This is a genomic window from Cellulomonas sp. ACRRI, from assembly GCF_022346185.1.
In the GTDB taxonomy this organism is placed as follows: domain Bacteria; phylum Actinomycetota; class Actinomycetes; order Actinomycetales; family Cellulomonadaceae; genus Cellulomonas.
This window is the reverse complement of sequence record NZ_JAKRMS010000110.1, coordinates 1-14,902: the sequence shown is the minus strand read 5'-3', so window position 1 is coordinate 14,902 and position 14,902 is coordinate 1. Positions and strand designations below refer to the sequence as shown.

Sequence of the window (14,902 nt, the reverse complement as noted above, 5' to 3'; positions counted from 1 at the left end):
GGGCCGGGCGCAGGAGCAGGGTCGGGCGCAGGGCCGGGAGCAGGAGCGGCGGTGCGCCGCGGGTCAGCGCACCAGGTCCAGGACGGCGTACCCGTGCCCGTCGAGGTGCACGGCGTCGCCCTCGGCGCGGCACCCGCGCGCCAGCACGACCGCCGCGCGCCCGGCCCCGGTCAGCTCCGCCGACACCGGCGCGCGCCCCGGGTTGAGCAGCACGGCGAGCGTCCCGCCGCGCAGGTACGCGAACGGGTACCGGGTCGACAGCACGCGGACGGGCGACCCGACGTCGAGCCGTCGGTCGGCGTGCCGGAGCGCGATCAGCCCCCGGACGTGGTGCAGCAGCGACCCCGGGTCGGCGACGGCCCCGGCGACCGTGGGCGCGCCGGGGGCCGGGTCCTGCGGCAGGTACCGGGAGTCGTGGGGTACGCCGGGGCCGAACCCGTCGGCGGTCAGCCCGCCCCACGGCATCGGCGTCCGGGACCCGGCGCGGTCGTACCGCGGGCCCAGGCGCGACCCCTCGGTCGTCGGCGCGTCCGGCAGGTAGCGCATCCCGATCTCGTCGCCGTAGTAGATCGACGGCATCGACGGCCAGGTCAGCGCGAGCACCAGCGCGGCGCGCGCCTGCTCGGCGTCCCGGTCGCCCGCGACCAGCCGCGTGAAGTCGTGGTTCGACGTCGGCAGCCCGGTGACGCCGCCGCGCCCCGAGGCGGTGATGGCGGCGTCCGCCTCGCGCCACGCCGCGACGAACGGCGCGGCGTCGCCGAGCCCGGCGGCGTCGGCCCAGGCGTGCCGGTCCTCCCAGACCTCGTCCACCGTGCCCGCGCCGTTGTTCCAGAGCGAGCGCAGCGCCAGCCCCTCGTTCCCGCCGCCGAACTGCAGGAAGAAGTCGGCGTGGAACCCGGCGGGCACGGACACGCGCGGGTCGCCCCACTCGGCCACGAGCACCCGCCCGGGGTGGGCGGCGTCCACCCAGTCGCGCATCCCGCGCCACAGCCGGCCGGTCTCGACCAGGCCCGGGTCGTCCTTGACGAGCGAGCCCGCCATGTCGACCCGGAAGCCGGCGACGCCGCGGTCGAACCAGAACGCCATGATCTCCCGCAGCGCCGCGCGGTTCGCCCGCGGGCCCGGGGCGTCGACCGGCTGCCGCCAGGGCTGCGCGGGGTCGGGCCGGGCGTAGCCGAAGTTGAGCGCGGGCTGCACGGGGAAGAAGTTCGGCAGGTAGTACCCGCCGCGGCGCCCCGGGCCCGGCTGGAAGCCGTCGGCGGGCGTGGACGACCACACGTACCGGTCGTCGGCGGGGTCGTCGGCCGCGGCCCGGAACCACGGGTGCTGGTCGGAGGTGTGGCCGGCCACCAGGTCGAGCAGCACGGCGATCCCCCGGCGGGCCGCCTCGTCCGCGAGCGCCGCGAGGTCGTCGTTCGTGCCGTACCGCGGCGCCACCCGGAGGAAGTCGGCGACGTCGTACCCGGCGTCGGCGAACGGGGACGCGAAGCACGGGCTCAGCCACAGCGCGTCGACCCCGAGCCAGGCCAGGTAGTCGAGCCGGCCGGCGATGCCGCGCAGGTCGCCGACGCCGTCGCCGTCCGCGTCGGCGAACGACTGGGGGTAGATCTGGTAGAGGACGGCGCGGTCCAGCCGGCCGGCGAGGTCCGTCACGCCCATCGGGCCGCCCCCTCCGCGCCGGCGTAGCCGAGCGTCGCCGCGTGCGACCCGGGTGGCTGCACGAGCCACGCCCCGGACCGCGCGGGCAGCCCGAGCACGCCCGGCACCCCGCCGGGCCCGGAGCCGGCCCCCGGCCCGGACCCGGGTCCCACCAGCGGCACGCCGCCCCGCGCCAGCGCCACCTCCGCCGGCCACGGCGACACGTTCAGCACGTGCACCACCCGCGTCCCGTCCGGCGCCGCCGTCGGCACCACGACGACGGGCACGGTCGACGTGGCGACGACCACCGGCTCCGCACCCAGCGCCCCGAGCAGCGCCGCCCACGCCGGCAGCGCGCACGGCAGGTCCGCCGCGACGAGCAGCGCCTCCCCCGCCCCGCACGGCACCCCGACGACGCACGGCGCGCCGGACCCGGTGACCCGCGCCAGGACGTCCGCCTCCGGCGGCACGGTCAGCGGCTGCACGAACCCCGCCCGCACCTCGGCGAGCGGCAGCCGGTCGTCCGCCGGCGTGACCGACGGGAACCGCGTCGCCGTCGACCCCACCCGCCCGCCGGCCGTCACGCCCAGCGCGTCGAGCAGCACCGTGCACGGCTCCCCGAGCGGGTCGAGCGTCGGCACCGGCCCGTGCAGCAGCAGCCGTCCGCCCGCCCGCACCCAGTCCGCGAGCCGCGCCTGCACGCCGGGGTCCAGCACCGGCGTCGACCCCAGCGCCAGCACCCGCCCCGCGGGCAGGCCGGCGAGCGTCCGCGCCCCGGAGGAGCCGTCCGCCTGCAGGTCGACGGCGTCCGGCGCGAACCCGCCCAGCACCAGCGCCCGGGTGAGCACCTCGCGCGGCCCCGAGCCCCGCGACCGCTCGAGGTCCGCGACGTGCGCGGCCTCCCGCGCGGACCCGGGGTAGCGGTACTCGGTCATGTAGTGGTCGGGGACGAACCCGAGCGTCACCGGCGCCGGCTCGGGCCGGGCGGCCCGGAGCAGCGCGGCCGCGTCCGCCACGGCCCGCGTGGCGCCGCGCAGCGCGCCCCACCCCGGCGCGCGCCGGCCCTCGGGGTCCACGGGCGCGGCGAACCCGTGCCGCTCCCCCGTGCTCGCGACCCGGTCGTTGCCGTCGCCCACCGGAGCGGGCAGCAGCGGGTTCCGGCCGCCGGTCAGCAGGTAGTAGTTCACGAAGGTCTGCCCCTGCGCCACGCACAGCTGGAGCTTCAGCGGCGCCGCCTCCGGCCCGCACGCGACGTCGAGCGCCTCCCCGTAGTCGCCGGTCCCGACCTCGAACTCCAGGGTCCCGGTCGGCTGCCCCGGCGCGACGGTCGCGGCGAGGAAGGCGTTCGACGCCCACAGGCCCGGCAGCTTCGCGAGCGTGAGGTCGCCCAGGTAGTAGTCGGCGCCGGGCAGCACGTCCGGCCGGCCGGCCCAGGTCCGGTGCAGCTGCGCGAGGCCGAGCGGGAAGTGCCGCGCCTCGCCACCCCAGCAGCCGTGCACGTTGACGAGCAGCGGCACGTCGATCCCGGCCGCACGGACCCGGTCCCGCAGCAGGCCGACGTACTCCGCGTACCGGTCGCGGGCCTGGCGGCCGAGGTCCCCGCGCAACGCCAGCACCGCGCCCTCCGCCGGCGACCGCACCGCGGCGGCCCACGCCGCGGGGTCGCGCGGGTCGGCCCCGTACCGGGCGCGCAGCGCCTCCGGCCCGCCCGCACCGGCCTCCGCCACCAGCCGGCGCCCGAGGTCCGCCACGGTCGCGTCCGACAGGTCCGGGCTGTTCGTCACCCACGGCAGCATCCCGACCTCGTTGTCGAGCTGCACCGCCACGACCGGCCCGCCGCGGTCGACGGTGCGCGCCGCGAGGACCGGCAGCACCGCGTCGAGCCAGTCCCCGCACGCGGCGAGGTACGCCGGGTGCAGGTAGTCGACGACGGTCGCCCCGGGCTCCGCGCCGTCCCAGCCGGGCGGCACCACCTCGGGGTGCTCGCGGAGCAGCCGCTGCCCCAGGCCCTCGTGCTTGAGCTCGGCCATGACGAACGGCCCGGGCCGGGCGACCACCGCCAGCCCGCGCTCCGCGCACAGGTCGAGGAACGCGCCGACGTCGAGCTCGGGCCGGGTGCGGCCGGTGAGGTCGACGCCGCCGTCCGCGGTCTCGTGCACCAGCCACGGGACGTAGGTCGCCACGGCGGTCAGCCCCAGGTCGAGGGCGTCGTCGAGCCGGTCGGCCCAGTCGGCGCGGTCGAGGCGGAAGTAGTGCACCTCCCCCGCCAGGACGAGGTCGTCGGTCAGGGACGGGAATCGCTCGGGTGCCACGCGCTACCCCTTCGTAGCTGTCGGGACCGGTGGAGATCGGGTCTTGCTTGTAACCGGTTACGACTGCACAGTACGAGCCGTAACCGGTTACATCCAGAGCCGGTTCGATCGGACGAAGGAGACCGAGATGGCCGCGACCGGGCGACCCACCGTCCGCGACGTCGCGCGGCACGCCGGCGTGTCCGTCGCGACCGTCTCCCGGGTCACGCACGACGACCCGGTGGTCACCGGCAGCACCCGGGACCGGGTCCTCGCCTCGATGGCGGCGCTCGGGTACACCCCCTCCGTGCTCGGCAGCGGGCTGGCCTACCAGCGGCACCACACGCTCGGCGTCGTCCTGCCGGGCCTCGGCGGGCCGTACTTCGCCGCGCTCATCCAGGGCGCCGAGTCGGTCGCCGCCGAGGCGGGCCTCGCGGTCAACGTGCTGGGCACCCACCTCCGGCACGACGCGGTCCAGGCGGTGCACCAGCTCGCGCTGCGCACCGACGGGCTGATCGTGCAGGGCGGCACGGTCCCCGACGACGCGCTGGTCGCGATCGCCGAGAAGCTGCCGGTCGTCCTGGTCGCCGGCGAGCACCCGGACCTGGTGACCGTGCGCACCGACGGCCGGGCGGCCGCGCGCGAGCTCACCGCGCACCTCATCGGGACCCACGGCCACCGCCGCCTGCGGTTCGTCGGCACGACCGACGGCTCCCCCGACACCACCGCGCGGTACGCCGGGTTCCGGGACGCGCTCGCCGCCGCCGGGCTGGCGGAGCACGGCGAGCCGGTCCGGCACGGGCTCGAGGCCCGGTACGGCGCGATGGCCGCGCGCCAGCTGCACGCCGAGGGCGACCTGCCCGACGCGCTGGTGTGCGCCAACGACGAGCTCGCGTTCGGGGTGCTGGCGACGCTGCCGGGCCTCGGGGTCGCGATCCCGCGGGACGTGGCGATCGTCGGGTTCGACGACCTGGACCTCGCCGCCCTCGCCTCCCCCACCCTCACGACGGTGCACCAGCCGGTGCACGACCTCGGCTCCACGGCCGCGGAGCTCGTGCTCGCGGCCACCCGCCGCACCCGGGAGCCGGTCGCTCCCCTGCCCCCCGACGACCGGGTCCTGCCGACCCGGCCGGTGCTCCGCGAGTCCTGCGGCTGCTCGACCTAGCCCCGGCACCGCGGCACCACCCTTCAACGAGGAAGGATGCACATGCACGCACGACCACGACGGACCCGCGCCCGGCTCGCCGCCGGCGCCGTGGCCGCCGCGCTCGCCCTGACCGCCTGCACCGGCGGAGGCGGCGGCGGTGGCGGCCAGGGCAGCGGCGCCCCCGGCGACCGGCTCACCGACGAGGGCCGGGTGTCGCACCTGGTGCTCGGCGACTTCTCCGGCCAGACCAACCCGAAGGCCAACTACAACCCGTTCTCGGCGACCGCGCTCGGCCCGCTTTGGACGATCTACGACCAGCTCTACGTGATCAACACCTACGACTGCACCGAGGAGCCCCAGCTCGCGACCGGGTACGAGTGGACCAGCCCGACCGAGCTGCGGATCACCACCCGCGAGGGCGTCACCTGGAACGACGGCGAGCCGTTCACCGCCCGGGACGTGGCGTTCACCTTCACCCTGCTCCGGGACAACCCGGCGCTCGACACCCGGGGCGTCGCGCCGGGACTGGTGAGCGCGGAGGCGACGTCGGACACCGAGGTCGTGCTGACGTTCGAGCAGCCGTCCTACTCCCGCTCCGGCATGTACCTGCAGACGCTGGTCGTCGCCGAGCACGTGTGGGCCGACGTCGAGGACCCGGTGACCTTCACCGCCGAGGACGCCGCGGTCGGCACCGGCGCGTTCACCGTGAAGTCGTTCAACCCGCAGCGGTTCACCGTCGAGCGCAACCCGGACTCCTGGCGCGCGGACACCGTCGTCGTCGACGAGCTGTGGTTCGAGAAGGCGGACGCCGGCGGCCAGGTCGACCAGCTGAAGCTGGCGCGGGGCGAGTACGACCACAACTCCATGTACGTCCCCGACATCGAGGACACCTACGTCGCGAAGGACCCGGAGCACCACCACTACTGGTTCCCGTCCGGCTCGCCCATCTCGCTGTTCATGAACCTGGAGAAGGCGCCGTTCGACGACGTCGAGTTCCGCCGGGCGATCTCGGTCGGCCTCGACCGGGTGGCGCTGACCGAGGACGCCGGGTCCGGGTACGTCGAGGTCGCGAGCCAGACGCTGCTGGTCCTGCCGGGCCAGGCCGACTGGCTCGACCCGACGATCCCCGACGAGGGCGTGCTGCCGTACGACCCGGACGCGGCCGACGCCGCGCTCACCGCCGCGGGGTACGCGCTGGACGACGCCGGCCGCCGGCTCGGCACGGACGGCGAGCCGCTGCGGTTCTCGTTCATCACCCCGCAGGGCTGGAGCGACTGGACCGCGGCCGCGAACTCGCTCAAGGAGGACTTCGACGCCCTCGGCATCGCGGTCACCGTCGAGACGCCGGAGTTCCCGACGCTCGAGCAGGACCGGCTGGTCGGCAACTTCGACATGACGTTCGGCGTGCGCGCCGGGCAGTGCTCGATGTTCCAGAACTACGACGAGCCGCTGGGCTCGGCGAACACCGCCCCTATCGGCGAGCGGGCCACCACCAACGAGGTCCGCTGGTCCGACGCGCACACCGACGACCTGCTCGCGCGGCTCGCCGGCACGCCGGACGCCGACGAGCAGAAGCCGATCGTGCACCAGCTCCAGCAGGTGATGGTCGACCAGGTCCCGTTCATCCCGCTCTGGTACGGCGGCAAGTGGTTCGAGTTCACCACCAAGAACGTGACCGGCTGGCCCAGCGCCGAGGACCCGCACGCGGGGCCGGACAACCAGCACCTGATCTTCACGCGGCTGACCCCGGTCACCGGCTGACCGCCCGCGGCGGGGCGCGGGTCCGACACCCGCGCCCCGCCGCGACGAGCGACGGAGCACGACATGGCCTACTTCGCGCGGCGCATCGGGTTCTTCCTGCTGACCCTGTGGGGCGCCGTCACCCTGAACTTCCTCATCCCCCGGCTGTCCGGCGGCGACCCCGCGCAGGCGATCCTGCAGCGGATCGCCGGCAAGGAGGCCCGGGTCGACCCCGCCCAGCTCGCCGCCGTCCGCGCGATGCTCGGCGTCCCCGACGAGCCGCTGTGGCGGCAGTACCTCGACTACCTCGGCAACATGGCGACCGGGAACTTCGGCGTCTCGTACACGTACTTCCCCTACTCGGTGTCCGAGGTGATCGGCGAGGCCGTGCCTTGGACCATCGTGCTGGTCGGCGTCACCCTCGTGCTGTCCTTCGTGATCGGGACCCTCCTGGGCACCTGGGTCGCGTGGCGGCGCGGCACGACGTTCGACTCGGTGCTGACCGTGACGTCCGCGTTCGTCGGCACGCTGCCGTTCTTCTGGATCGCGCTGGTGCTGATCTACGTCTTCGCGATCACGCTCGGCTGGCTGCCGCCGTCGGGCGGGTACTCGGGGCTGATGGAGCCGGCGCCGACCGCCGCCTTCGTCGCCGACGCGTGGCCGTACTTCATCCTGCCGGCGGCCGCGATCATGATCACCGGCCCGATCGGCTGGCTGCTCGGCATGCGCAACAACATGGTCCAGTCGCTCGGCGAGGACTTCGCGCGGTTCGGCCGCGCGAAGGGCCTGTCGAACCGCCGGCTGGCGATCGCCTACGGCGCGCGCGTCGCGATCCTGCCGAACGTCACCGGGTTCGCACTCGCCCTCGGCGGCCTGATCGGCGGCACCGTGCTGGTCGAGCAGACCTTCAACTACCCCGGCACGGGCCGCCTGCTGCTCGAGGCCGTCTCGAACAAGGACTACCCGCTCATGCAGACGATCTTCCTGTTCATCGCGGTCGGCGTCCTGGTCGCGAACCTGGTCGCGGACGTGCTGTACGGCGTCCTGGACCCGCGGGCCCGGCGCAAGGAGGCGGCGTGACCGCCGCGGCGCTGCGGCCCCGCGCCCGGGCGCCGCAGTGGTTCACGATCCTGTGGCGGAACAAGAAGGCCCGGTTCGGGATGCTCCTGCTGCTGGCGTTCGTGCTGCTGGCGCTGCTCGCCCCCGTGATCGCGCCGTACGACCCGCGCGACCGGTCGTTCGCCGGCGGGCTGCCGCCGTCCGCCGCGCACTGGTTCGGCACCACCGGCAAGGGCTACGACGTGGCGTCCCAGGCGATCTTCGGCGCCCGCACCTCGCTCGTGATCGGCCTGGTCGCCGGGGCGATCGCGACGGCCATCTCGCTGCTGGTCGGCATGACCGCCGGCTACCTCGGCGGGATGGTCGACGAGGTGCTGTCCTTCGCCACGAACCTCGCGCTGGTGGTCCCCGCGCTGCCGCTGATGATCACGCTCGCCGCCTACGTCCCCGGGGGCGGCAGCGAGTGGATGGTCATCATCGTCATCTCGATCACCGGCTGGGCGGGAGCCGCCCGGCTCAAGCGCGCGCAGATCCTCACGCTGCGGAACCGCGAGTACATCCAGGCGGCGCGCATGGCCGGCGACGGCACGTTCCACGTCATCTTCCGCGAGATCGCGCCCAACATGACCTCGCTGATCGTCGTCGGGTTCATCGGCGCGGTCGGCGGGGCCATCGGGGCCGAGGCCGGGCTCGCGTTCCTCGGCATCGGCAACCCCGACACCATCTCCTGGGGGACGATGCTCTACTGGGCGAACACCGACGGCGCCCTGCTGACCGGCGCGTTCGCGCGCCTGGTCGTGCCCGGCCTGCTGCTGGCCCTCCTCACCACCGCGCTCACCTTCGTGAACTTCGGGGTCGACGCGCTCAGCAACCCGCACCTGAGGGAGCCGTGATGCCGCTCGTCGAGGTCCGCCACCTGTCCGTCGACTACCGCTCCCGGGACCTGCCGCCCGCGCACGCCGTCCGGGACGTGTCCTTCGACGTCGCCGAGGGCGAGTTCGTCGGCCTGCTCGGCGAGTCCGGCTGCGGGAAGTCCACGCTGGGCAACGCCCTGCTCCGCCTGCTCGACCGCCCCGCGCACCACGCCGGCGGCGAGGTCCGGTTCGACGGGCGGGACCTGTACGCCCTGACCGACCGGGAGCTGAACCGGCTGCGCTGGCGCGAGATCGCGACCGTGTTCCAGTCGTCGATGAACGCCCTCAACCCCGTGCTCCGGGTGGAGCGGCAGTTCCGGGACGCGATGGAGGCGCACCGCTGGGACCCGCGCACCGAGGGCGACCCGCGCGAGCGGGTTCTCGAGGTGCTGCGCGACGTCGAGCTCGACGCCGAGCGCGTGCTGCGGTCCTACCCGCACGAGCTCTCGGGCGGCATGCGGCAGCGGGTGGTGCTCGCGCTCGCCCTGCTGCTGCGGCCGCGGCTCGTCGTCCTGGACGAGCCGACGACCGGTCTCGACGTGGTGGTGCAGCGCTCGATCGTCGACCTGCTGCGCCGGCTGCAGCGGGAGCACGGGTTCTCGGTGCTGTTCATCAGCCACGACCTCGGCACCGTGCTGGAGATCGCCGACCGGGTGCTGGTGATGTACGCCGGGCAGGTCGTGGAGTCCCGGCCGAGCGCCGACCTCGCGGCGGCACCGCTGCACCCGTACACCCGGGGGCTGCTCGGCTCGTTCGCGGACCCGCGGGACGAGCACGTGTCGGTCACCGCGGTGCCGGGGCGGCCGCCGTCGCTGGACTCGCCGCCCGCGGGGTGCGCGTTCGCGCCGCGGTGCCCGGTGCGGGTGGCGGCGTGCGCGGCGGTGCCGCCGGTGCTGGCGCCGACGACGCGGACGGGCTGGTGCGCTGCCACCGGCACACCCCCGAGGGGGCCGACGAGCCGACCGTGCCGGACGCCGCGCCGCCGTTCCCGGAGGTGATGGCGTGGGCGTCCGGGCCGGCGGGGTCCGCCGAGGGCGCCGCGGCGCCCTCGCCGCTGCTTGTCGCCGACGGGCTGGTCAAGACCTACACCCGCCGCCGCGGGCTGCGCCGCGAGGAGGTGCACGCGGTCCGCGGGGTGTCGTTCGCGCTCGCGCCGGGCCGGGTGCAGGCGCTCGTCGGGCAGTCGGGCTCCGGGAAGTCGACGGTCGCCAAGATGCTCACCGGCACCGAGCGGCCGACGGCCGGCACCGTGACGCTGGAGGGCCGCGACGTCACGCACCTGCGCGGCGCCGAGCTCCGGGCGTACCGGTCGCAGGTGCAGATGGTGTTCCAGGACCCGTTCGCGGCGCTCAACCCGACGAAGTCCGTGGGCGCGTCCGTCGGCCGGCCGCTGCGCAACCACCTCGGGCTGTCCGGCGACGCGCTGCGCGAGCGGGTCGTCGCGCTGCTCGACGGGGTCGGGCTGTCGCCCGGGTCGCTGTACGTCGACAAGCTGCCGCACCAGCTCTCGGGCGGGCAGCGGCAGCGCGTCGTCATCGCCCGGGCCCTGGCGCCGCGGCCCCGGCTGCTCATCGCCGACGAGCCGATCTCGATGCTCGACGTGTCGATCCGCGCCGAGATCCTCGAGCTGCTGGCGACGACCGTCCAGGAGCGGGACGTGGCGATGCTCTACATCACGCACGACCTGCTGAGCGCGCGGCTGCTCGCCGACGACCTCATGGTGATGCGGGACGGCGCGGTGGTCGAGCAGGGGCCGACGGTGCGGGTGGTGCGGGAGCCGGAGCACGCCTACACGGAGACGCTGCTCGCGGCGGTGCCGCGGCCACCGGGCGTCGTCGCGCGGTGAGTCACCCGACGTCGGGCACGATCCCCAGGATCGGCACGTTCGCGATCCGCGACCCGGGCTGCCACGGCCACCGCCCGTCCCGGTCCGGGTAGATCACCTGCAGCGCCGGCAGCGGCCGGGTCGCGCGCGCCATCGGGTGCGCCATGACCAGGTGCTCGCGGGAGTCCAGGACCTCCATGACCCGCGCGTGCCGCCACACGTCGTCGATCGAGTCCCCGTCCGCGTACCGCTGCCCGGCGCGCATCCGCTCGCCCAGCGTGTTCAGCAGCCGCGCGGCGTCGTCCGGGCAGGGGCCGAACACGATGAGCTCCGGCAGGTCGAACTGGTAGAGACCCGTGGTGTAGCAGAACTGCGGCTCGCCGTCGCCCGGGCCGACCCACTGCAGGGCCCACCCGCGCTCGTCCGCCAAGCCCAGGAGGTGGCTCAGCCACCCGACCGCCTCGACCTCGTCCATGTCCCCACCCTGCACCCGGCCACCCACACGCCGGCCGCCGGGCCGCCGGCCGTGCGTCGCGCCGGCTCAGCCCTGCTGCACCAGCGCGCCGTACCAGCCGAGCCCGGCATAGGTCTCGTACCCCGGGGTCGCCGCGAAGCCCACCGCGCGGCCGTCCTCCTCGTACGCCCCGGTCGCGCGGTCGCCGGTGCGCAGCGCGACCCGCTCCGCGAGCACCCCCGCCCGGTCCGACGCCGCCAGCACGAGCCCGTCCCGGTCGAGGATCAGCACGCGGGTCGCCTCGCGCTCGCCCGGCGCGAGCCGCACGCCGTCGACGATCGCCTGCGCCTGCCGCTCCCAGTCGAAGAACACGCCGAGCGCGCCGACCGGCCGGCCGTCGGCGCGGCCGCCCTCGCGGACCGCGGTGGCGTACGTCGCGGTCAGCGCGCCGAGCGCGCGGTGGGGCGCCACGTCGAGCGCGGCGTAGTCGTCGCCGGACCGGGTGGCGAGCGCGGCCCGGAACCACGCCTCGTCCCGCACGTCCGAGCCCACCACGCCGGGCGCCCCGCCGGTCCCCGCCCGGGCGACGACGCGCCCCGACGCGTCGGCCAGCCAGAGGTCCAGGTAGACGGTGTAGCTGCGCAGGATCGTCGCCAGCCGGTCGCCGGCGTGCCGCGCCGCCGCGGGGTCGCCCGTCGTCAGCGCGTCGACCAGCGCGGCGTCGGTCGCCCACCACCGCACGTCGCAGGAGCGCTCGTACAGGTTGCGGTCCATCAGCTCGATCACGTTCAGCGCCAGGTCCGCGAGCCGCTGGCCGCGCACCCGGCCGACGAGCTCGTGCCCGAGCACCGTCAGCTCGTCGATCCGCGGCCGCAGCTCGGACGACAGCTCCTCCGACAGGGCGCGCGCCCGGTCCGCGACCTCGCCGACCTCCCGGGCCACCACCGCGAACCCCGCACCCGCCTCGCCGACCCGCGCCGACTCGATCAGCGCGTTCAGCGCGAGCATCTTGGTGCTGCGGGCGACCTGCTCGATGCCCTGCAGCTTCTCCCCCGTGACACGACCGACCTCCTCGGCCAGCCGCACGACCCGTTCCGGCACGACGCGTCCTCTCGACGAACAGCGGTCCCCCGACCTGTCCGGCCTATCGGCGGGTCGCGGCGTCCGCTGAGCAGCCCGGGGGCGCGGGCTCGGCGAGGGCGGCCGCGGGGACCGCCGGCGGCCGCGGCCGGTGGGACCGCGTAGATTGCGCGCCGTGCCCGTCACCCCCGACCCCGCCGCGCTGGCCTCGCTCGTGAGCCGGCTCCGCGCCGCCGGGTGCGTGTTCGCCGAGGACGAGGCGGCGCTGCTGGTCGCCGAGGCCGACGACACCGCCGGTCTGGACGCGATGACCGCGCGCCGGGTGGCCGGGGAGCCGCTGGAACAGGTCGTGGGGTGGGCGGAGTTCCGCGGGCTGCGGATCGGCGTGCAGCCGGGGGTCTTCGTGCCCCGGGCCCGCACGGGGCTGCTGGTGCGCGAGGCGGTGCGGGCGCTCCCGCGCGGGCCGCGTCCGGCGCCCGGCGACCCGGCGGACGCCCGGCCCGTCGTCGTCGACCTGTGCTGCGGCACGGGGGCGGTCGGCCTGGCCGTCGCCGCCGAGCACTCGGGCGTCGCGCTGTGGGCCGTCGACGTCGAGCCCGCGGCCGTGGCGTGCGCCCGCCGGAACGCGGCCGCGCTGGGCCCGGCGGACGCGGCCGTGCTGCTCGGCGACCTGGACGCGCCGCTGCCCGCCGCCCTCGCCGGCCGTGTCGACGTCCTGGTGGCCAACGCGCCGTACGTCCCGACCGCCGAGATCGCGCACATGCCCACCGAGGCCCGAGACCACGAGCCGCGCACCGCCCTGGACGGCGGCGCCGACGGGGTGGACCTGCACCGCCGGGTCGCCGCCGCCGCGCCGCGCTGGCTCGCGCCGGGCGGGCACCTGCTGATCGAGACCAGCGTCCGCCAGGCGGGCGCCACCGCCGCGGCGTGCGAGGGCCAGGGCCTCGCCGTGCTGGTGGTGCACGACGACGACATGGACGGCACCGTGGTCGTGGCGACCCGCCGCTCGCGCTGACCCCCGCCGGCGGCCCCGGCCCGGGTTCCCCGCCGGTCGTCGCCCTTCCGCCCGATCGACCCGGCGGCCGCGCGACGATCGGCTGGGAACCGGGTCGCGCGCGGCGGCGGGTCGCGCGCGGCGGCGCGGCGGCGCGGCGCCGCAGGATCGGGCGCGACGTCGGGCGCGGGTCGCGGACTCCCCTGCGCCTAGGGTGGGTGCCGGCGGGCGCACCCCGGCGCCCGGCCAGGAGGAGGTCCCGGTGGCTCGCGCGCTGATCGTGGTGGACGTGCAGAACGACTTCTGCGAGGGCGGCGCCCTGGCGGTCACGGGCGGCGCGGCGGTCGCCGAGCAGGTCACCGCGTTCCTGGGCCGGGCCGCGGACGCGTACGACGTCGTGGTGGCCACCGCCGACTGGCACGAGCCGCTGCCCGACGACAACGCCGGCCACTTCGCCGTGGGCGCCGAGCCGGACTACGTGGCGACCTGGCCCGAGCACTGCGTCCGCGGCACCGCGGGCGCGGCCTACCACCCGGCGCTGCGGCTGCCCGGGGACGCCGTGCACGTGCGCAAGGGCCAGGGCCGGCAGGACTACTCGGGCTTCGAGGGCGTCGTGACGCCGGGTGCGGCCGACGGGGTCGGCGCGGAGTCCGCCGCGGAGGCGGGTGCGCTCGCCGACGCCGCGCCGGCCGGGCTCGCGGACGCGCTCCGGGCGCGGGGCGTCGACGGCGTCGACGTCGTCGGCCTCGCCACCGACCACTGCGTGACGGCCACCGCGCTCGACGCGCTGGCCGCCGGGTTCGACGTCCGGGTGCTCACCGACCTGACCGCGGGCGTCGGCGTGCGCACGACGATCGACGCGCTCACCCGGCTCGCCGCCCGCGGCGTCACGCTGACGACCTCCGACGCCCGCTGACCGGGGCCGCCCCCTGCCGAGGCGGTGAGGTCGTCACGACGGCGTGCGGTCGTCACTCGTGTCCGACGACCTCGTCCCGTCGTGACGACCTCACGGCCCGGGCGCCGGCCGACGGCGCGCCGACCGACGGCGCGCCGGCCGACGGCGCGGCACGGTCAGGCCGCGTCGCCCGCCGCGATCGGCACGCCCGGCCGCTCGCGCCGCCACGCGCGGCCGCCGGACACGGCCGCCACCCCGCCGACCACCGCGAGCACGGGCACCACCAGGAACGCCGTGTGCGAGCCCACGGCGTCCGCGAGCGCCCCGAGCAGGAACGGCGCGAGCCCGACGGCCACCCCGCCCCCGACCGTCGCCCGGGCCTGGGCCGCGTCGGTCGCGCCGCCCGAGGCACCCAGCAGGAGCGCGATCCCGAGCGGGTACTGCGCGCCGTACCCGAGCCCCGCGAGGAACAGCCCGGCGAGCGCGACCGGGGCGGTCGTCGCCGTCCACAGCACCGCCCAGCCCGCGACGGCCACCCCGAAGGACGCGGCGAGCAGCCGCGCCGGGGACACCCGCAGCGACAGCGGCCCGACGACGAACCGGATCAGCGTCATGCCGGCCACCAGCCCCGCCGTCGTGGCGGTGGCGATCCCGGCACCGGCGCCGGTGCGGTCCCGGACCAGGTCGGTCGCCCAGTAGGTCGTGGCGTTCTCCAGCGCGAGGGCCGCGACCACCGTCACGAGGAACCACCGCGAGGCCCGCACCGCGCGGCCGGCGCCGGGGGCCGCCGAGCCCGCGCGATCCCCGCCGGACCGCCCGTCCCCGGAGCCGCGCCCCCGCGGGCGGACCGGGCGCGCACCCCCGC

13 protein-coding genes are annotated in these 14,902 nt (G+C 76.4%); 8 read left to right on the top strand and 5 right to left on the bottom strand.

The features are described 5' to 3' along the window. Positions 1-63: 63 nt before the first annotated feature. On the bottom strand, positions 64-1,659 hold the full coding sequence (locus MHY85_RS16455; protein ID WP_239198197.1) for an alpha-amylase family glycosyl hydrolase: 1,596 nt from the start codon (positions 1,657-1,659) through the stop codon (positions 64-66). After that, positions 1,650-3,950, bottom strand: coding sequence for a beta-galactosidase (locus MHY85_RS16450; protein WP_239198194.1), 2,301 nt, complete (start codon positions 3,948-3,950; stop codon positions 1,650-1,652). Before MHY85_RS16450 ends, MHY85_RS16455 begins: the two co-directional genes overlap by 10 nt. Before the next feature lie 127 nt (positions 3,951-4,077). On the opposite strand from MHY85_RS16450, the gene MHY85_RS16445 reads away from it, so the two are divergent. The 6 genes from MHY85_RS16445 (at position 4,078) to MHY85_RS16420 (ending at position 10,635) form a co-directional block, all read left to right on the top strand. After that, positions 4,078-5,094 (top strand): LacI family DNA-binding transcriptional regulator, encoded by a 1,017-nt coding sequence (locus MHY85_RS16445; RefSeq protein ID WP_239198192.1) that lies wholly within the window; start codon positions 4,078-4,080, stop codon positions 5,092-5,094. 42 nt (positions 5,095-5,136) lie between these two features. After that, entirely contained in the window at positions 5,137-6,837 is a 1,701-nt protein-coding gene (locus MHY85_RS16440; RefSeq protein WP_239198190.1) for an ABC transporter substrate-binding protein, read from the top strand. A gap of 63 nt (positions 6,838-6,900) precedes the next feature. After that, complete coding sequence (locus MHY85_RS16435) at positions 6,901-7,896, top strand: ABC transporter permease (RefSeq protein ID WP_239198188.1); 996 nt, start codon at positions 6,901-6,903, stop codon at positions 7,894-7,896. After that, a complete protein-coding gene (locus MHY85_RS16430) occupies positions 7,893-8,768 on the top strand; it encodes an ABC transporter permease (RefSeq protein WP_239198186.1) in 876 nt (291 codons plus the stop codon). Before MHY85_RS16435 ends, MHY85_RS16430 begins: the two co-directional genes overlap by 4 nt. Next, positions 8,768-9,787 carry an ABC transporter ATP-binding protein gene (locus MHY85_RS16425; protein ID WP_239198184.1) on the top strand — a complete coding sequence of 340 codons (1,020 nt, stop codon included), beginning with the start codon at positions 8,768-8,770 and terminating at the stop codon, positions 9,785-9,787. The genes MHY85_RS16430 and MHY85_RS16425 overlap by 1 nt, the downstream gene beginning before the upstream one ends. Then, entirely contained in the window at positions 9,754-10,635 is an 882-nt protein-coding gene (locus tag MHY85_RS16420; protein ID WP_239198182.1) for an ABC transporter ATP-binding protein, read from the top strand. The genes MHY85_RS16425 and MHY85_RS16420 overlap by 34 nt, the downstream gene beginning before the upstream one ends. Before the next feature lies 1 nt (position 10,636). On the opposite strand, the gene MHY85_RS16415 is transcribed toward MHY85_RS16420, so the two are convergent. Beyond that, positions 10,637-11,089, bottom strand: a complete 453-nt coding sequence (locus MHY85_RS16415) for a DUF4262 domain-containing protein (protein ID WP_239198180.1) — start codon at positions 11,087-11,089, stop codon at positions 10,637-10,639. Between the two features lie 66 nt (positions 11,090-11,155). Next, positions 11,156-12,169 (bottom strand): methyl-accepting chemotaxis protein, encoded by a 1,014-nt coding sequence (locus tag MHY85_RS21520; RefSeq protein WP_308191413.1) that lies wholly within the window; start codon positions 12,167-12,169, stop codon positions 11,156-11,158. Between the two features lie 154 nt (positions 12,170-12,323). Between MHY85_RS21520 and MHY85_RS16405 the strand changes: the two genes are divergently transcribed. Continuing rightward, the gene (locus tag MHY85_RS16405; RefSeq protein WP_239198178.1) at positions 12,324-13,163 is read left to right on the top strand and encodes a putative protein N(5)-glutamine methyltransferase; all 840 of its coding nucleotides are present in this window, start codon (positions 12,324-12,326) and stop codon (positions 13,161-13,163) included. Positions 13,164-13,404: 241 nt separating this feature from the next. Then, positions 13,405-14,058: an isochorismatase family protein gene (locus MHY85_RS16400; RefSeq protein WP_239198176.1), complete on the top strand. Its 654-nt coding sequence runs from the start codon at positions 13,405-13,407 to the stop codon at positions 14,056-14,058. A gap of 155 nt (positions 14,059-14,213) precedes the next feature. Here the strand turns inward: MHY85_RS16400 and MHY85_RS16395 are convergent. Then, positions 14,214-14,902, bottom strand: a 689-nt coding sequence (locus MHY85_RS16395) for a sugar MFS transporter (protein ID WP_239198174.1), incomplete at its 5' end; no start/stop codon positions are given.